This window comes from Corynebacterium minutissimum (assembly GCF_016889765.1).
Taxonomy (GTDB): domain Bacteria; phylum Actinomycetota; class Actinomycetes; order Mycobacteriales; family Mycobacteriaceae; genus Corynebacterium; species Corynebacterium minutissimum_B.
Window position 1 is genome coordinate 315,156 of the sequence record NZ_CP069533.1, and the last position, 18,564, is coordinate 333,719.

The 18,564-nt window shown below is 59.9% G+C and carries 18 protein-coding genes; 4 read left to right on the plus strand and 14 right to left on the minus strand.

Annotated features, from left to right (window positions below; all coding sequences use genetic code 11):
• Positions 1-52: 52 nt before the first annotated feature.
• Positions 53-973 (minus strand): nucleoside hydrolase, encoded by a 921-nt coding sequence (locus I6J26_RS01455; protein WP_115022607.1) that lies wholly within the window; start codon positions 971-973, stop codon positions 53-55.
• Positions 974-1,954, minus strand: coding sequence for a bifunctional riboflavin kinase/FAD synthetase (locus I6J26_RS01460; protein ID WP_115022609.1), 981 nt, complete (start codon positions 1,952-1,954; stop codon positions 974-976).
• Positions 1,955-1,991: 37 nt separating this feature from the next.
• Between I6J26_RS01460 and truB the strand changes: the two genes are divergently transcribed.
• On the plus strand, positions 1,992-2,885 hold the full coding sequence (gene truB, locus I6J26_RS01465; RefSeq protein ID WP_115022612.1) for a tRNA pseudouridine(55) synthase TruB: 894 nt from the start codon (positions 1,992-1,994) through the stop codon (positions 2,883-2,885).
• Between the two features lie 9 nt (positions 2,886-2,894).
• On the opposite strand, the gene I6J26_RS01470 is transcribed toward truB, so the two are convergent.
• The 9 genes from I6J26_RS01470 to rimP all read right to left on the minus strand — a co-directional run bounded on the left by I6J26_RS01470 (position 2,895) and on the right by rimP (position 12,191).
• Entirely contained in the window at positions 2,895-3,569 is a 675-nt protein-coding gene (locus tag I6J26_RS01470; RefSeq protein ID WP_115022614.1) for a 4'-phosphopantetheinyl transferase family protein, read from the minus strand.
• The gene (locus tag I6J26_RS01475; protein ID WP_115022616.1) at positions 3,562-4,383 is read right to left on the minus strand and encodes a metallophosphoesterase family protein; all 822 of its coding nucleotides are present in this window, start codon (positions 4,381-4,383) and stop codon (positions 3,562-3,564) included. Before I6J26_RS01475 ends, I6J26_RS01470 begins: the two co-directional genes overlap by 8 nt.
• Before the next feature lie 44 nt (positions 4,384-4,427).
• Positions 4,428-5,726 (minus strand): MATE family efflux transporter, encoded by a 1,299-nt coding sequence (locus tag I6J26_RS01480; RefSeq protein ID WP_115022619.1) that lies wholly within the window; start codon positions 5,724-5,726, stop codon positions 4,428-4,430.
• The gene (locus tag I6J26_RS01485; protein ID WP_115022621.1) at positions 5,727-6,689 is read right to left on the minus strand and encodes a DHH family phosphoesterase; all 963 of its coding nucleotides are present in this window, start codon (positions 6,687-6,689) and stop codon (positions 5,727-5,729) included.
• Positions 6,690-7,133, minus strand: a complete 444-nt coding sequence (rbfA, locus tag I6J26_RS01490; RefSeq protein ID WP_115022622.1) for a 30S ribosome-binding factor RbfA — start codon at positions 7,131-7,133, stop codon at positions 6,690-6,692.
• A gap of 145 nt (positions 7,134-7,278) precedes the next feature.
• The gene (gene infB, locus I6J26_RS01495; RefSeq protein WP_115022625.1) at positions 7,279-10,050 is read right to left on the minus strand and encodes a translation initiation factor IF-2; all 2,772 of its coding nucleotides are present in this window, start codon (positions 10,048-10,050) and stop codon (positions 7,279-7,281) included.
• A gap of 110 nt (positions 10,051-10,160) precedes the next feature.
• Positions 10,161-10,496 carry a YlxR family protein gene (locus tag I6J26_RS01500; protein ID WP_115022628.1) on the minus strand — a complete coding sequence of 112 codons (336 nt, stop codon included), beginning with the start codon at positions 10,494-10,496 and terminating at the stop codon, positions 10,161-10,163.
• A gap of 108 nt (positions 10,497-10,604) precedes the next feature.
• The gene (gene nusA / locus I6J26_RS01505; RefSeq protein WP_115022630.1) at positions 10,605-11,621 is read right to left on the minus strand and encodes a transcription termination factor NusA; all 1,017 of its coding nucleotides are present in this window, start codon (positions 11,619-11,621) and stop codon (positions 10,605-10,607) included.
• Between the two features lie 3 nt (positions 11,622-11,624).
• Entirely contained in the window at positions 11,625-12,191 is a 567-nt protein-coding gene (rimP, locus tag I6J26_RS01510; protein WP_115022633.1) for a ribosome maturation factor RimP, read from the minus strand.
• A 37-nt stretch (positions 12,192-12,228) separates the two neighbouring features.
• Between rimP and I6J26_RS01515 the strand changes: the two genes are divergently transcribed.
• Positions 12,229-13,098, plus strand: coding sequence for a hypothetical protein (locus tag I6J26_RS01515; protein ID WP_115022636.1), 870 nt, complete (start codon positions 12,229-12,231; stop codon positions 13,096-13,098).
• A 9-nt stretch (positions 13,099-13,107) separates the two neighbouring features.
• Here I6J26_RS01515 and I6J26_RS01520 read toward each other — a convergent pair whose 3' ends face one another.
• On the minus strand, positions 13,108-13,491 hold the full coding sequence (locus tag I6J26_RS01520; RefSeq protein WP_039675881.1) for a DoxX family protein: 384 nt from the start codon (positions 13,489-13,491) through the stop codon (positions 13,108-13,110).
• A gap of 26 nt (positions 13,492-13,517) precedes the next feature.
• On the minus strand, positions 13,518-15,287 hold the full coding sequence (locus I6J26_RS01525; protein ID WP_115022638.1) for a proline--tRNA ligase: 1,770 nt from the start codon (positions 15,285-15,287) through the stop codon (positions 13,518-13,520).
• Between the two features lie 32 nt (positions 15,288-15,319).
• Between I6J26_RS01525 and yaaA the strand changes: the two genes are divergently transcribed.
• Together yaaA and I6J26_RS01535 are read left to right on the plus strand one after the other, a co-directional pair.
• Positions 15,320-16,039: a peroxide stress protein YaaA gene (gene yaaA / locus I6J26_RS01530; protein ID WP_115022641.1), complete on the plus strand. Its 720-nt coding sequence runs from the start codon at positions 15,320-15,322 to the stop codon at positions 16,037-16,039.
• A 78-nt stretch (positions 16,040-16,117) separates the two neighbouring features.
• Positions 16,118-17,242: an ATP-binding protein gene (locus tag I6J26_RS01535; protein ID WP_115022644.1), complete on the plus strand. Its 1,125-nt coding sequence runs from the start codon at positions 16,118-16,120 to the stop codon at positions 17,240-17,242.
• Between the two features lie 4 nt (positions 17,243-17,246).
• Here I6J26_RS01535 and I6J26_RS01540 read toward each other — a convergent pair whose 3' ends face one another.
• Entirely contained in the window at positions 17,247-18,560 is a 1,314-nt protein-coding gene (locus I6J26_RS01540) for a DUF4921 family protein (protein ID WP_181815379.1), read from the minus strand.
• Positions 18,561-18,564 lie beyond the last annotated feature (4 nt).

The following is an 18,564-nucleotide window of genomic DNA, read 5'->3' on the forward strand; positions in this document are numbered from 1 at the left end:
CACATGAAATAATGCGCGATGAAGCGCTGCTAGTGACTACTGTGGACCGCAGTCAGCAAGCCAAAGTAGAAGTATAGAGGCTGGTGAGCTTCGACATCAAATCATCAACGAAGCGCGGAGCATCCACTCCGACCGCGACGCGAGTCGTAGCAGGAGCAGAGAGGCGTTCGGAGTCGCCGATAGTGCGCCCATTCTCCTCGCACCGAAGGTTGAGATCGATGCACTCAACAAACGACGGATCAGCGGCGACAGCTACGGCAAGGGGGTCGTGGAGCCCACAGCCACCTAAGTGCGGCGATGTCGTGGCATAGGCACCGATGTAATAGTCCACGATGTCGGCATATACCCGCCCTACATGGGTAGTGCGCCACTGCGCGGTGTGTTCTGTAGTGAGAAGCGTGCGCAGCGTGACGTCGAGCCCCACCATGGTGAGGTCCTGTGCATGACGGAACAAATAATCTGTGGCCTGCGGATCTTGGAAGACGTTGGCCTCCGCGTAGGGAGTGACATTGCCCGGCACGGTAAGCGCTCCGCCCATCATGACAATGCGAGCGTTGCGCGCGAAATCCGGGTCCTTCTGCATGGCAGCCGCAATGCTTGTCGACGGCCCCGTGGGCACAATCACCAGTTCTTCCCCATGTTCCTGGACAGATTGGATGAGGAAATCCACAGCGTCGCCCTGTGCGGTACGCCGCGGCGGGGGCAGCAGGATCTCACCGAGGCCATTGCGCCCGTGGATAAAGGCGGAAATCGGCGCTACGGTGAATCCCTCCCTCGTTGGCCCGGTATAGACGGGGACGTTGTCAGCACCGAGCAGCTCCAAGAGGGCACGTGCATTGCGCACGCCAAGCTCTACAGGCACATTGCCATAGGTTCCGGTAATACCGATGAGGTCGAGGTCGGGGTGCGCCAGGGCATATGCCAAGGCCAAGGCGTCATCGATGCCGGTATCGAGGTCGAGGATGATCTTCATTTAGGACTCCTGGGCAAGAATCTCACGCACACGTGCGACGTCGCGCTTCATGGCGGTGAGCAGCTCATCAACAGAGCTGAATTTTTCCATGTCGCGTACATGATCCACGAAGTGGGCGGTGGCCTCGTGCCCGTATAGGTCAGCATCACGGTCGAGGACGAAGGACTCCACCGAGCGCTCTTCATCCCCGAACGTGGGATTCGTGCCCACAGAAATAGCTGCCGGGTAGGGCACGCCTGGCTCCATATCGCCCTCAACCGGTGCATCGGTGGGCTCAATGACAAACCACCCCGCGTAGACACCATCGGCTGGAATGGCAACGGACTCTGGGAAGTACTGGTTGGCCGTCGGAAAGCCCAGCTCCTTGCCACCACGCCCGGCGCCGCGGACGACGGGACCGGTCACCGAGAAGTGGCGCCCCAACGCCCAATTCGCGCGGGAAATATCGCCGCGATCAAGTGCGGCACGAATATTCGTCGAGCAGATGCGCTCGCCGTCGTCGTTCAGCAGCGGCACGATATCGACATCGAATCCGAACTCAGCGCCAAACTCTGCCAGAGCACTCGCCGTACCCGCAGCCCCGGCACCAAAAGTGAAGTTCTCCCCCACCACAATATGCTTCGAATGCAGGTCGCCAACGAGCAAGTCTTCCACGTACTGACGGGGCTCAACGCCGCGCAATTCCTGAGTGAAGTCGACAACGAGCACAGCGTCGATGCCCATCTCTTCAGCCAACTGCATCCGGCGCTCAAAAGTAACCACGGCCAGCGGTGCACGTTCTGGGAGGAAAACCGACACCGGGTGCGGATCGAAAGTCACCATTACTGCGCGGTAGTCATTGGCACGCGCATGGTCGACGGCCCTAGTAATGAGCTGCTGGTGGCCGCGGTGCACACCATCGAAGACGCCAATCGTCACCGTGGTCGGCCCGAGGTCCGCGGGGATGTTATCGATTCCGTACCAAATATCCACGAGCACCATGCTATCCCACAACTGCCTGTGGCTTAGACTACAGGGCATGACTGATCCGCTCGCACGTTCCGGCCTCGTGGTCGTCGATAAGCCCGCAGGTATGACCTCCCACGATGTGGTGGGAAAACTCCGCCGCTATTTCCACACACGCAAAGTTGGTCATGCGGGCACACTCGACCCCATGGCCACCGGCGTGCTGGTAGTGGGGTTGGAGCGAGGTACCAAATTCCTAGCCCACATGGTCGCTTCAACGAAGGCTTATGACGCAACGATTCGCCTGGGTATGGCAACCCACACCGACGATGCGGAAGGAGAACGCACCTGGGGCGAATCAGCAGGAAACCTGAGCGAGGAAAGCATTGTCCAGGAGATCAGCAATCTCACTGGTGACATCATGCAGCGCCCCGCCGCCGTCTCTGCCATCAAAATTGATGGCAAGCGCGCGCATGAGAGAGTACGTGCCGGCGAAGATGTGGAGATTCCCGCTCGCCCGGTGACAGTAAGCCGCTTCGATGTCACGGAACTGCGCCGCGAGGGTGACTTCGTTGACCTTGACGTGTCCGTGTCTTGTTCTTCGGGCACCTACATTCGTTCCCTCGCCCGCGACCTCGGTGAGGCCCTCGGTGTGGGCGGTCACCTTACTGCGCTGCGCCGCACTGAGGTGGGGCCTTTTACGCTTGACGACGCCCTCCCCCTCTCCACCCTTGAAGAAAACCCCGTGTTGTCCTTGTCTCTCGATGAAGCGCTGGCTCGCAGCTACCCAGTACTCGACGTCACTGAGGACGAAGCTCAGGCCCTTGCTTTGGGCAAGTGGCTGCAGCCGCGTGGGTTAAAAGGAACCTATGCCGCCGTCGATCCAGAAGGCCGTTCTATTGCACTGGTAAAGGAAAAGGGCAAGCGCTTAGCCACTGTGTTTGTGGCGCGTCCGTCGACGCTTTAAGCGCCCCCGCTACTTATCGAAGTTGAGTGCGGGCACGGAGGTAGCCACGATGACGTAGCCTTCCCGGATAATCCAACGCCCAGTGATAAACGGCACCGGAGTGGGCCGCGCCAAGATATAGGAGATGAGCGTGCCGTCAAGGCGCAGATCGATTTCGGCTTGGTCGAAGTCGAGCCAGCGCCGCGTCATGGGGAACCACGTTTTATACGTGGCCTCCTTGGCACAGAACAACAACCGGTCGGGGCACGTAACACCAGCTTCCTGCAGCCGGGTTAACTGCGGCATCTCCCCTGCCCGGGCGATCATGGTCAAAACATGTTCCGGCAGCGGCTCAGCAGGTTCGGCATCGAGGCCCATCGAGCGCACGTGGGTCGTAGGTGCAGCTACCGCAGCGCGCAAGCCCTCTGTATGCGTCATCGAACCTGTAAATCCTTCAGGCCACAACGGCATGCCACGCTCCCCGCGGAGAATGGGCTCGGCGCGGGTGTAGTTCAATTCTTCAAGGGCGCGGTGAGCACACCAGCGGGCATCACCAAACTCAGCCTTGCGGATGTCAACAGCTTGGGAGACCACCGAACGCTCCTCTGGGGAGAGGTGGTTGTAGTTGAGCAGGTCCGTCAACGAGTCATCGGTACGCACGTAGCAGTAGCGAGCGGATTCCGGGAACAGGAAAGGTTCAAGCATGATCTGCCCTCCCCGTCCTTTCATCTATCGCTAATACTGGATACGGCCACGGCTGCAGCTCTCCATGCGCTTGCCATTCGCGTGGATACCCTAACGACACCTCGATGTGATCTACACCGTCAATGTTGGTGCGGTTCGGCATGTGGAGGTGGCCGTAGATAACAGCCTTGGCATTGTAGCGCCGTGGCCAGGCCCTCGTGTGGCGGGTACCGCACCACAAAGCCACCTCGGGCCAGCGCATGTACAACGTTGGTTCCTGGACCAAAGGCCAATGGTTAACCAGAACGGTTTCTCCCTCCACACGGGAGAGCCGCTTGATGGAATAGGCCAAGCGGTCCCAGCACCAAGCGCGGACATCCACAAAAGGCGCGATGGCGAACTCATCTGTCATAACAATCTGTTTTTGCTTGGCGCTAGCCAGCGCGTGCTCGACCGTAGTTCCGGGTGGGCGGAAGCTGTAATCGTAGAGAGTAAACAGCGGAACAATGGTGACCCCGCCAAACACCGGAAAAGGATCCTCAGGGGTAATGACACCAATTTCGCGGCAGCCTTCAACGAGACGGTCATATTTATCCCGGCCCTTATAAAGGTCTTGCCCTCGTGAAAATAGCTCATGGTTACCGGGAGCCCAGATAACGGTGGCATAGCGATTCTTCAGGCGAGCGAGGGTGCTGAGAACCAAGTCGATTCGCTCGGCCACGTCGCCCGCCACGATGAGCCAGTCACGGGGATCGGGAGGAACCAGCTCATCAATGCGGTCTCCGTTAATGCGTACGGCGGCATGGAGATCGGAGACGGCCCACAGGGTGGTCATGGCGCCTCCTTCACACGAATATTCCCTCTACTTTTACCACAGGGTTAGACCCGTGCCCACCGCATCGAGTAGAAGCGCCAGATCACGCCTACCATGCGGATAAGGATAAATGCTGCAATGCCGCCCCAGACCCCAGCCAAACCGGCATTGAGGGCATAGGCCAACCACACTCCAGGTAGGAAGCCCAAGAGTACAGACGCCAGTGTCAGCGTGCGAAGGAAGGCGGCATCCCCCGCCCCCAAGAGCACACCATCGAGAGCGAAGACCACTCCGCCGATCACGACAAGGAAGGTCATGACCCACCAAGGGCCAGAAATAACGTCAAGAACTTCTGGGCTGTTGGTGAAAATACGCGGGATAAATCCGGAACCCAGTGCCAGGACGGCGGCAAGAGCTAGAGAGAATGATGTGGAGTACACCGTCACCTTCGTGCCCACCATGCGGGCATAGCGCGCAGAACCGGCACCCAAAGCAGCGCCAGTTAGCGCTTGGGCCGCAATGGCAAGAGAGTCCAGCACGAGGGCAAGGAAGTTCCACATCTGCATCATGATCTGATGTGCGGCAAGTTGCGCAGTGCCAATTCGGGAAGCCACCGCCGCCGCGGAAAGAAAAGCCACTTGGAAGCTCATTGACCGCACAATGAGGTCGCGGCCAAGGACCAATTGGCGGCGCACGACGTGCCACTTCACCTCCCATGAGCCTGTGTGCTCACGGCGCAGTTCCCACAGGAAGAAGGCAGCAATGATGCCCATTCCCATCACCGTGGCAGCGGCCGAGCCCGGCAACCCCCACAAATGAACGAAAATGGGTACCGCGATGGCCCCCGGGATCATGCCAGCAAGGGTGAAGTACAGGGGCTTGCGAGTATCTTGCACTCCTCGCATCCAGCCATTGCCGGCCATCTCAATGAGCGTGAGAGGAATAGCGAAGGCCGCGATGCGCAGCCATTGAGCTGTTCCCTTCGCGGTGTCCGGATTACCGGTCAACCAGGTGGCGAAGACACCCGCGAAGAGCCACATGATGGTCGCCAAAATCATGCCGACGCCCACTGCAACCCACGTGGCCTGTACACCTTCGGCTACTGCTTCCTCGCGTCGTCCTGCACCGAACAGGCGCGACGACCGTGCGGTCGTGCCATAAGAAAGGAAGGTGAGCTGGGTCGTGACGACCGAATGCAGCGTGGCCGCCGCGCCTAGCGACGCCAACTGTGAGGCACCAAGCCGTCCCACGACTGCGGTATCAAGCAGAAGGTAGAGCGGCATAGCCGCAAGAACACCAAGTGCGGGAATAGCGAGGCGGAAAACCTCGGCCGCGGTTACCTTGACTGGTGGCTCTGGCGTCATTTAGGTCAGTACACCTACCAGCTGCGCGGTGACCTCTTCGGGAGTTCCGTGCGCGGTATAGCCGGCAGCTGGAACGTGTCCTCCGCCGCCGAAGGTGAGGGCCACTTCCGCACAGTTGACGGCGGACGATCGCAGAGACACCGCCCATACCTGTGGCGCCTGTTCTTTAAAGACGACGCCGATATCGGTGCCTTTCAAGGCACGGACGTAATCCACGAAGGACTCAATAGCAGAATCTGCGTGGGAGATGACTTCCTCATACGGCACGAAAAGCACGGCGAGGCGGTGCTCGCCTGCCTCCTGGATAGTGAGCCCCGAAAGCACCCGGCCGATCATCTGGAGGTCATCGGCAGTATTGGAATCCATGAGCTCAAGCGCGATGTTCTTGGTATCAAGCCCATAGAGCATAAGGCGCGCGGCAATGTCATGCATGGCTGGGCGCCCCCACCGGAAGTTTCCAGTATCGGTCACGAGCCCCGCATACAGGCAGTGCGCGATAACCCGGTCAATCTGGACGGAGATTCTATCGAGGATATCCAGCAACACGACCGTCGTGGACTCGCATACCGGATCCACCACGTTAATCGAGCCGAAGCCCTCGTTCGAGGAGTGGTGGTCGATGCACAGAACACGGCCGGCGGCGGCCAACTCTTCGATGCTGTCCGCTACCGAGCCCGTACGGTCCAACGAGCCACAGTCCAGGGTGACGTACAGGTCATAGCCCGTAGGAAGCTCGTCTACCAACTCGATCTCATCCACGGTCGGAATAGAAAAAAGGTTGGCGGAAATATCACGACGCTGACCAATGACCGTGCGGGTTTGCTTACCACGTTGGCGCAGGGCAAGAGTTAGCGCCGCTGCCGAACCTACTGCATCAGCATCGGGGCGCAGATGTGTAATGATGCAGACACTGCTGGCTTGGACCAGCGCATCTACTGCAGCTTCGTAGTTGGTCCGTGACACTTAGTCCTCTTCCCTATCCGAGGTCTTGTACGGGTTAGCATCACCGGCCGGCTTCGCGTTCTCCTTCAACTTCGCCAGCTCCTCGTCGCGAGCGCGGGCACGAGCAAGGAGGTCCTCCATGTGCGCCGAAGCCTCCGGAACGGTATCAAGCTCGAAGGAAAGCGTCGGAGTAAACCGCACGGAGAGCTGGTCGCCCATAATCTTGCGAAGCTGGCCCTTGGCTCGGTTGAGGGCTTCAGCAGCTTGGTCAAAGTCAGGCTCCGCGTCAATATCTTTACCGCGAACGGTGTAGAACACGGTGGCATCATGCAGGTCACCGGTTACGCGGGCGTCGGTGATAGTCACCAATTCAAGGCGGCGATCTTTGATCTGGCGTTCGATAGCGCTGGCCACGATGGCCTGGATGCGCTTGGCCATGCGGGCGGCACGTGCGTGATCAACCATGGTGATGCTCCTTTGAGTTCTGTTCGTGATAACTAGTCTAGGATACCGATCCGACACGGCCTGCCGAAACCGCACGCAAAGAACGACGAAGCCCAGCCAGAAAGACTGGCTGGGCTTCAATCACGGGCGAACTTGTTGCACGCGATTAGTCGCGTGGGACCTCGACCTCTTCGTAGGCCTGGATGATATCGCCTACCTGGATATCCGGGTAGGACAGGACCATACCGCACTCGTATCCGGCATTGATCTCGTTGGCATCATCCTTTTCGTGACGCAGCGACTCAATCTTCGCATCACTGGTGACGACGTTGCCGTCACGCACGAGGCGAACCTTGCCGTTGCGCTTGACCTTGCCCTCGGTAACCATGCAACCAGCAATGGTGCCGACAGCGGAGGACTTAAACAGTGCGCGAATCTCTGCGGAGCCGGTATCGCGCTCCTCGTAGATGGGCTTGAGCATGCCCTTGAGAGCAGCTTCGACCTCTTCGATAGCGCGGTAAATCACCGTGTAGTAGCGCACATCGACGCCCTCGGCGTTTGCTTCCTCGGTGGCCTTACCCTCAGCGCGGACGTTGAAGGCAATAATGACGGCATCGGAAGCGGCTGCCAAGGAAACGTTGGTCTGAGTGACGGCACCAACACCACGGTCGATGATGTTGAGCTGTACCTCGTCGTCGACGTCGATCTCCAGAAGCGCATCCTCGAGGGCTTCGACGGAACCGGCGTTGTCGCCCTTGAGAATAAGGTTGAGCGTCGACGTTTCCTTGAGCACTGCATCCAGATCCTCGAGGGACACGCGCTTGCGCGCCTTGGCCTGCAGAGCGGAGCGCTTGCGGGCGTCACGCTGCGCTGCGATCTGACGTGCCACGCGGTCATCTTCAACGACAAGCAGGTTGTCACCAGCGCCAGGCACGCCATTGAGACCTTGCACCTGAACCGGTCGGGACGGGCCTGCCTCTTCGACGTCATGACCGAACTCATCCAGCATGCGGCGCACACGGCCGTGCGAGTCACCGACAACGATGGAGTCACCAATGCGCAGCGTACCGCGCTGGATGATGACAGTAGCCACCGGGCCACGGCCACGGTCGAGGTGTGCCTCGATAGCAGCGCCCTGGGCGTCCATGTCCGGGTTCGCGGTGAGCTCCAGCGCGGCGTCAGCAGTCAGGATGACTGCCTCCAGCAACTCATCAATGTTGATGTTGTTCTTAGCGGAGATGTCCACGAACATGGTGTCGCCACCGTACTCTTCAGGTACGAGGCCATATTCGGTGAGCTGACCACGAATCTTGTCGGGAGATGCCTCTGGCTTATCAATCTTGTTCACTGCCACCACAACCGGGATATCCGCGGCCTTGGCGTGGTTGATTGCCTCGATGGTCTGCGGCATCACGCCGTCATCAGCAGCAACCACCAGGATGGCCAAGTCGGTGGACTTGGCACCGCGGGCACGCATCGCCGTGAAGGCCTCGTGACCAGGGGTATCCAGGAAGGTAATGGTACGTTCGCCATCTTCCAGCTCTACGGTGGTCTGGTAAGCACCAATGCCCTGGGTAATGCCGCCGGCCTCATCCGCACCTTCGTTGGTCTTACGGATGGTATCGAGCAGGCGGGTCTTGCCGTGGTCAACGTGACCCATGACGGTCACGACCGGCGGGCGCTTCTCCAGAGCCTCTTCGCCGCCCTCGTCCTCACCAAACTGGAGGTCGAAAGACTCGAGCAGCTCACGGTCCTCGTCCTCTGGGGAGACGACCTGAACCTCGTAGTTAATCTCAGAGCCGAGCAGCTGCAGGGTGTCCTCGGACACGGAGGCCGTTGCAGTCACCATTTCACCAAGGTTGAACAGTGCCTGTACCAATGCTGCCGGATCGGCACCGATCTTCTCAGCGAAGTCCGCCAGGGAAGCACCGCGACGCAGGCGTACAACCTTGCCGCCACCGTCAGGCAGACGTACGCCGCCTACCTCGTGCTTCTGCTGCTCTTCAAACTCATGGCGCTTCTGACGCTTCGACTTCTTGCCACGACGAGGAGCGCCACCAGGACGGCCGAACGCACCGGCAGTGCCGCCGCGACGACCGCCGCGACCACCACGGAAGCCACCAGGGCCGCCGCCGGGTCCACCGTGGCCCGGGCCACCGCGACCACCACGGCCACGACCGCCGCCACCGCCACCCGGCGCCTTCGACGGCATGCTGGCCGGGTTCGGGTGAGACGGCATCATGGCCGGCGACGGACGGCGACCTCCGCCGCCCTTGTTGCCTTCACCCTGCGGGCGTCCGCCGCCCTTGCCACCGCGTGCATCGCCCGGCTTAGCGCCCGGACGCTGCCCCTTGGAGCCACCCGGACGGGGTCCAGGGCTGGGGCGATCGCTGGAGCCACCCGTGGAGAACGGGTTGTTGGCTACGCGGCGGGTACCGCCCGGCTTCGGCATAGAACGCGGCGTAGCGCGTTCGCCACTCTTAGCCGAGCTCTTCTGCTGAGCGCCCGGCTTCGGAGCGCCACCCGGCTTGGGTGCGTTTGCCCCCGGCTTCGGGGTTCCGCCTGGCTTCGGTGCAGATGCGCCCGGTTTCGGTGCAGCCGCACCCGGCTTCGGAGTACCGCCCGGCTTAGGGCTATGTGCTCCTGGCTTCGGGGTCGCACCTGGCTTCGGCGCGGGCTTAGAAGACTGGTTGTCTGCCGGCTTCTTCGCGGCAGGCTTCTTCGCACTCGAGCCGGATGCGGCGGGCTTATCCTTCTTCTCCCCGCCCTGGTCTTCCTTAGCTTCGTAGTGCGCACGCATCTTCTTAACCACCGGTGGTTCGATGGTCGAAGACGCGGTTTTAACGAACTCGCCCTGTTCCTTCAGCGTGGCGAGTAGTTCCTTGCTGGTTACACCGAGCTGCTTTGCCAGCTCGTGTACACGTAGCTTTCCGGGCACTTGTCTCCTCTTTAATCGTCCTAGGAGCCAAGGCCGCAGAAATACGGCTTGACCCCTAGTTAATGGCTATGGACTTTCATCGCTGATGCTGCTTCATGGTTGTGCGCTCATCAGTGTTCGGTCTTCCTTTTTAACTCTGGGCCGCACGGGCTAGTGCCCGCCGACTGCACCTGCTGCTGTGCAGCAAGGTACTCACGTACGTGACCTGCATCCACATCAGTGGACAATCGGAGCGCGCGCCTGAAGGCACGGGTTCGCTCCGCCAGCGCTACTGCTTCCAGATTCGGCGTAATCCACGCTCCCCTTCCGGGAAGCCTGCGGCGCGGGTCTGGAACAACACGGCGACCTTCAGGATCGTCCCTATCGGCGACAACTCTGAGCAGTTCCGTGTCGGGATGCTTCTGGCGCGTGGCGATACAAGTACGGAGCCGTTGTCCCTGAGACATCCAACTCCTTACGTTGCGCCACCACTGTTACTACGCCACAGCATTCCTGCATGTGGGCCGTTGTCTAGTCTACGCGAAAATGAGCCAAACCTTTAATTCCGGCGCGGATTAATCGCGTGCAGCGTCCGAGTGAATATCGATCTTCCATCCGGTCAGACGTGCTGCGAGGCGGGCGTTCTGGCCTTCCTTGCCAATGGCCAGCGAGAGCTGGTAGTCCGGCACGGTGACCTTAGCCACCTGCGCCTCTTGATCTAGGACCTCCACGCGGACAACCTTGGACGGTGCCAAGGCATTGCCTACGTAAATGGCGGGGTCCTCGTTGAAATCGATAATGTCGATCTTCTCGCCGCCGATTTCACGCATGATGTTGCTTACGCGTGCACCTTTCGGCCCGATGCACGCACCTTTGGCGTTGAGCCCCTTAGCGTGTCCCACAACGGACACCTTGGAACGGTGTCCAGCTTCGCGGGCGATGGCGATAAGCTCTACGGCGCCGTCAGCAACTTCTGGGATCTCCAGCTCGAAGAGGCCACGCACCAGTTCTGGGTGCGTACGCGACAACGTGATTTGGACCTTCGCACCATTACGGTTGACACCCACGACATAGGCCTTCACACGGTCGCCGTGCTCGAGTTTTTCACCCGGCAGCTGTTCAGCTGGCAGCAAAATAGCGTCCTGCGAATCATGCTCGGTGCCCAATTGCACCACGACGACGCCTCGCTTATTGGCGTGGATATCGCGCTGCACCACGCCCGATACTACGGTTCCGATGAGCTCAGAGTAGGAGTCGTAGGTACGCTCGGCCTCGTCCTCGCGCAGTTTACGCAGGATGGCATCACGCACTGCCTGGGCACCGATGCGTCCGAAATTCTCTGGGGTGTCATCGTATTCGCTGATGACCTCACCAGTCTCCGGATCGCTCTCGGTGACGATGACAGTCACAGCACCGCTGTCAGCATCGATGTCCACGCGGGACTTCGTGCCGGCCGCCTTGGTCTCGGCAGACTCAGTGCGGTAATCCAGATAGGAATACAAAAGGGCACCCGCGATGGCTTCGAGCAGGTCCTTGACGGGGACGCCACGCTCGCGCTGAATTGTACGGAGTGCCTCTAGGTCAATATTCACTTATTAATCCTCTCGGGTTGCCGAGTTCTGCTCGGCGAAGTCAAACGTCTGCATAGCCGCCTCCAGCTCCTGTGCCGAAGGTTGAGCAAATTCAATTTCTACCACCGCGCGGGTGATGTTTTCCAATCGCTGGGTCTGGTACTGCACCTCCTTCTTCACAGTCGTGATGAGCGCCACTGATTCTTCATCGTCGGATACGGCGCCGATGCGGGCGACGTGGGTGGTATCGGGGGCGTCGACAAGCGCAAAGCCCACGAGACGCTGACGGTTACGGCGCCAATGTCGGGCAGCAGTGAGTGGGAAATCCACGCCTGGAGTTGAGACCTCAAGGGTGTATCCAGCACCAAAGTTGAGCTCACCGGCTTCTTCCTTCGCATCGAACAACGCAGAAATCTCCTGCGACAGCTCCTCAATAACATCAGAGCTTGGGCGCTCGTCACCGTCGACACGGATGATGACCTGTGATTTCTTTCCTGCCCGCGTGGTCTTCACGTCCTCGACGTCAAGGCCCCGACGTGCGGCGACCGGCTGCAGGATGTCAGTAAGTTGTGCGGGTGTTGGGAATGCCATGCGCTCTAGACTAGGCCACGCGGGTAGGGTCTATCGCGTGAACCGCCGAGTAGTAGTACCTGCCTTGTTCCTCTGTGCCGCGCCATGGCTGAGTGGCTGCCAAGCCACCGATGCCGTCGTCGATTATTTTGGGCCGCACGCTGACCCAGCCTTGGCCTCGCTGGCGCAGGCAGCAAGCGCTGATGCTGAGGCACTGAAGGAGCTCGATACCGATGCCGCGTCGCTGCGCGCGCAGCAAGCTGAGGAGCTCTACGCGGAGATTGATCGACTGTGTGGCCGCAATGAGGAGGGCGAGGCCCCGCGCTCCTGCGAGGTTGACCACGATGTCGAGCCGCGAGAAGCTGACGATGTTTCGGCCGTGCTTGGCGACGCCTGCGCGGCCACCGAGGAGCAGATCAACCACGTCGCACCCGAGTCCCGAGCACTTGTCGTTGCCCAAGCCATTGCTCTCGAAGCGCGGACCGGGGAGGAACCGGGGGAAGCGCCTGAGCTCACCACCGCGGAGCAGGATCAGGCAGCGAAGCTACTCGAGTGGGAATACCAGCAGGTGTATGCCCTTGACTTTGCGCGCTCTTATGTCACCGCCGATCTGGAGGAGACCATTGACGAGCGCCTCTCCCTGCATGAGCGCCGCGTCCTAGAGCTGCAAACAGCCTTAGAAAAGCTCGGCGCCGTACCTCAGCCCGCGGCGGCCTATGATTCTCCTGATGGTGCATTACCTCACGATGGCGACTCAGCACGCGACTTCATCGACACCATAGCCCACAATGACACTCTGAAGTGGACCGATGCTGCCACGCGGGCCGCGGCGACTGCAGAAAGCGATAGCAAGGCTGAAGCCACATCCGCCTGGCGGCGGTGGCTTATCGCAGTTGCGGCGCAATCGCACCGCTTCCACACCGCCTAAGCGCGTGGCCTAGTTCTTGTCCGCGTACAGCGACCAGGCGTAGCGCATAACAGGAATCTGCAGCGGCAAGCGCACCGCGTGATAGATCTTCTTGCCAGTGGACGCCTTGCCACTCGAAAGATCCTTGTACGCCTGATAGAAGTTCGCAGGCCACACCGCTGCCAGCAAAGCAAAGGCGGACAGGCCACCAAGCTTGCGCGTCGAGGGGTTGGCCAGCAGCCCACCGGTCACCACCTCCCAAGCACCAGAGGTGAAGTTGTAGAAGCGAGCCGACCCCGGCAACTGCGGCGGAATGATCGACTCGAAAGGCTCCGGCTTAGCGAAGTGCATGATGCCCATGGCGGAAAGTGCTCCGGCCATCGGGTACGTCAGTGCGGGTTTGTGTGAACTCATGCCCGCAAGCGTACGCTTCCTGTCAGCTAGCCGCGGATGAGCTCGGTGAGGGTATCCACGATCTCGTCAGCCGGAACCTCGCGGGTCTCTCCACCGCGGATGCGCAGCTCAATAATGCCGTCGGCGAAGGAGCGACCAAGGATTGCAATATAGGGCATGCCGAGTAGTTCGGCGTCCTTGAACTTCACGCCTGGGGAGACCTTGGGGCGATCGTCGAAAAGCACCTCGATGCCCGCACGGTCCAAATCCTCCACAAGCTTCTGACCGGCTTCCATGGCGGCAGCGTCCTTATTAGCCACAGCCACGTGCACCTGGTACGGGGCTACGGCCACAGGCCAGTTGAGGCCCTTCTCATCGTGGCGCTGCTCTGCCAAAACAGCGAGCATTCGGGTCACGCCGATGCCGTAGGAACCCATGGTGGGAACGGCGCGCTTGCCGTTCTCATCGAGAATCTGCACGTCAAAGGCTTCGGTGTACTTGCGACCCAACTGGAAAATGTGGCCCAGCTCAATGCCGCGCTCCAGGGTCAGCGTGCCCTGGCCATTCGGGGCAGGGTCGCCTTCCTTGACCTCGGCGGCCTCAATGAACTCGTCCACGGTGAAGTCACGGCCAGCCACGCAGCTGACGACGTGGCGGTTCGGGGCATCTGCGCCGGTAATCCAGGACGTACCGGAAACCACGCGCGGATCAGCATAAACCTTGACGCCGTTGGCGTTGAGCGCGCGCGGGCCAACGTAGCCCTTGACCAGGAAGGAATTCTTCTTGAAGTCGCCGTCGCCCGCCAGCTCGAACTCAGCCGGCTCGAGTGCAGCCTCAAGGCGCTTCTCATCGAGACCGCGGTCACCTGGGATGAGAACGGCAGCTAGCTCCCATTCCTTCTCTTCTTCCGTGGCCGCGGGGCCGGCTACCTTGATCATCATGCACTTGAGGGTGTCCGCTGCGGTGACCTCGCGGCCGTCGACAGTAATGCCAGCACCCTGTGCCCACTCCACCAGAGACTCAATGGTCTCAGCGTCCGGGGTGTCATGCTCCTGCGCTTCCGGCACACCATCGAAGGGGATTTCTTCCGGCGCCTGGGTTACTACTGCTTCCACGTTGGCGGCGTAGTCGCCTTCGGTAGAGCGCACGAAAGTATCTTCGCCAACCTCGGAAACAGCCAGGAACTCTTCGGAGGCGGAACCACCCATAGCACCGGAGGTAGCCTTGCAGATCGCGTAATCGATCTCGAGGCGGTCGAAGATGTTCTGGTAGGCCTTGCGGTGACGGGCATAGGATTCATCGAGGCCCTCGTCCGTCATGTCGAAGGAATAAGAATCCTTCATGGTGAACTCTCGTCCGCGAAGCACGCCGGCACGGGGGCGCTCCTCATCGCGGTACTTCGTCTGAATTTGGTAAAGCGTGACTGGGAAATCCTTGTAGGAGGAGTACATATCCTTCACCGCGGTGGTGAACATCTCCTCGTGCGTGGGGCCCAGCAGCATGTCCGCGCCCTTGCGGTCCTTGAGTCGAAAGAGATTATCGCCGTATTCCGTCCAACGGTTGGAGGCCTCATAAGGCTCACGCGGCAGCAGGGCTGGGAAGAGAACTTCTTGACCGCCGATGGCGTTCATCTCCTCACGGATAACGTCCTCAATCTTGCGCATGGCGCGAAGACCAAGCGGCAGCCACGTGTACACGCCCGGCGCGACGCGGCGCACGTAACCTGCACGGACGAGAAGCTTGTGGCTGGGTACTTCGGCATCAGCCGGATCCTCACGAAGAGTGCGGAGGAAAAGCTCAGAAAGACGTGTAATCATGGTTGCTCAGTCTACATCGCTAGCATGTAGCCATGCTGATCATCCTCCCTCCATCTGAGACAAAGGCCCACGGCGGCAACGGCGCTGCCCTCAACTGGGATGGGCTCTCCTTCCCAGCGCTCAATCCCATTCGGCGTGAGATTGCCGCCAAGCTACAGTCTCTCGACGTTGATGAGGCCCTCGAGGTACTGAAGATTTCGGAGAAATTACGCGCGGAGGCCGAATCCAACCGCCAGTTGGAGACCTCGCCCACCATGCCTGCACTGGAGCGCTTTACTGGCGTGCTGTACGACGCCCTCGATGCCCCTTCCCTTCCCCCAGAAGCGCGGCGCTACCTCGCCGTGGGTGATGCCTTATTTGGTCTGGTGCGCGCCGATGACCTCATCCCGCACTACCGGCTCTCCGGCGGCACGAAGTTGGGTGGGAAGACTCTTAAGTCACACTGGGGTACTGCCATTAGCGACGAGCTGCGCGCGCTTGCCGCCGAGGAACTTGTCATCGACATGCGTTCTGGTACTTACCAGCAGCTGGGCAAGCTCAAGGAGGCCGCTACAGTCCGGGTGGAGTCCGTCCAAGAAGATGGTTCACGCAAGGTGGTCTCCCACTTCAACAAGCACTACAAGGGGGAACTCGCTCGAGTACTCGCGCTCCACGGCAGCGAGATGGAGTCCATCGACGATGCAGCACGCATTGCTGAGGCTGCTGGCATGAGCACTGAGCTTCGTGGCAGCGAGCTAGTCCTCGTGGTCTGACTTATCCATTTATCCATTTATCCAGCCCCTGCAATTTATCCATTTATCCATTTATCCAGCTGGGGTATCATTAGCCACATGACTGGAAACCCGTTTCGTCCTACATTCGGCGCCAGCCCCCTAAAATGGGCTGGCCGCAACGCGGTGCTCGATGACTTTCGAGCAGGGCTCAATGGCGGCGTGGGAAACCCAAATCGCGCCATGCTCATCAGCGGCCACCGCGGGATGGGAAAAACTGTTTTGCTTACCGAACTCGAGGATATAGCCGCACAGCAGGGTTGGGTCATCATCAGAGTGAGCGGACGCAGCGACTCTATCAAGGAACTCGTCGAATCCATTATTCCCTCCAAAATCCAAGAACTTACTTCCCCTTCAACTCGCCGTATCAAAGAAATTCGTATCGCGGGCGTCGGCGGTATAGGCACCGAAGAAACGAGTGTTCCACCAGTGCCAACGCTCGAATCGAAGCTCAGAGAACTATCCGGCCACCTTCATGAAAGCGGCATCCTCATCACTATGGACGAGGTTCAAGACGCTGACCCATCAGATCTCGAGCGCATCGCCGTAGCCTTTCAGCACCTCGTACGTGACGAATTCACCGTGGCTATAGTCATGGCGGGTCTCACTGCTGGCGTGGACCAACTCTTACACTTGCCCGGAACTACATTTTTGCGCCGCGCCCGACGTTTCCGACTAGGACCAGTAAACTCTTCTGCCACGCTTGCCGCATTCACGGACACTTCTGCCCTTACGCATATCCACTTCGATGCCGACGCAGCTGTAACCGCCTCCAACGCCAGCCACGGCTACCCTTTCCTCATCCAGCTCATTGGCTATCTAGCGTGGAAGTCAGCAGCAGCTGCCAACCATGCTGTGATCACCACAGCGACGGTGAAGGATATTATCCCTGAAGCAGTCTCGATGATGGGCGAGCAAGTTCATGACCCCGCAGTACGCGCACTAACACCTCGGCAAATGGACTATCTTTACGCTTTAGCACGCGTGGCAGACAACGCGGGGGAAGCCCTATCCCGAGCGGTGGCTGAAGAATTGGAGTCTTCAACGACGTCGACTAGCGAAGTGAGGGCTCGCCTCCTAGAACAGGGGCTTATCGATGCTCCTCGCCACGGCACGGTCGCACTGGGGCTGCCCTATCTGCGTGAGTATTTAAGCTCTGGTGGTGAGCAAACGCTCGTAGATTGACGCGCTACACCAACGGGTTATAGCGCAAACTGTTGCGCTTAAGCTCGCACTCCGTGGCAATGGCGATGCCGGAAGCAATTTCGCCTCGTTCGCGCAGGCGGAAAAGCGCATCCACGACGCGGTCTCGCAGACCCCAAGGATCGATGGTGTTGATATAGACCTTGGTGCCGCCCTCAAATCCGGCGAGTGTGGATACGCGCAGCTTGATCATGACGCGCCACGGCTGTGGCAAGTCCACGCTGGGTGGTCGGTGGTGCCACTCTTCGTTGCAGGCCACGTCTGGTCCGACTGCCGCATGCGCGGCGTGGATGAGATCCGACATGCCGCGAACCTCTCCTGGGGTTTGTTCCCATGGCTCGCACCGCGCTGACTTGGAGTACACCTCCAACGTGGGATAGCGGTGACCAAAACCTGCGAAGAGCACTGCATACTCGTTTTCTGCGATAACGAGATTGCGTTTGGCGGCGTAGCCTACTGCCCAGTCGTTGTACATGTTTGGGTGCCCGCGCAAGATCGCGTTCTCCTGGTTAGCGGCCATGCCTAGTGCGTCGATAGCCACAAGCTGCTTGTGCAAGTGGTCAAAGGACGCGCCGGCCGGAGCTAGCCAGTTCTGGAAGACGGACACGTAAGACGCGTAGCGGTTGCGCTGGTAGAGCTCACGGGTCGACTCCGCAGTAAAGGTCGTGAGCAAAAAGTGCTCATCAGGACTCAGCGTGCCCGAGGATGCCAGCTGGCTATCGTCCGTGGCACCGTCGACGAAGTGGCGCGAGCCGATAATGACGTCGTGACAGCCGCCAAAGAAGCCGTCGGCGAGGGCGAACAGGGATTCGTCGTCAAGCTCTGCGTCCTTACCCGCGGCCGTGAGCTTTGTGCGCACGACGTTCAGTACGTGCGCACGCCCGGCCTCATCGGCCTCGTAGCGTTCTTTGTGTCGCGCCACGTCGACGTCCATGGTGAAACCATAATTGTCATGCCAATAGTCGTAGGAGACGATTTCAAACAAGTTCGGAACGCGTCTGAAGGCTGGACGTGAACTATCGAGCTCATGCGGCAAAAGGCCGCGCTGAATCTCCCCGGAGGAAAGGATGCGGGACTTCTCAGGTGGGGTATCCAGCATGCGGCCGGAGCAAAAGGCACAGGTGTGAGAAAAAGCGTCAGCGGTCAACGGTTGCGGGTCGTGTGCTGGGCGCGTGAACGGGCGGTTACCGCGACCTGGCACCGTCCACACCTCGGTTCCGGAAAAGGGGTTGACCTGTTTTACGGTGCCATCCGCCATGGTCTGGATTGGCTCGACGCGGCTAAAGAGTGCTTGGCTCATGCAG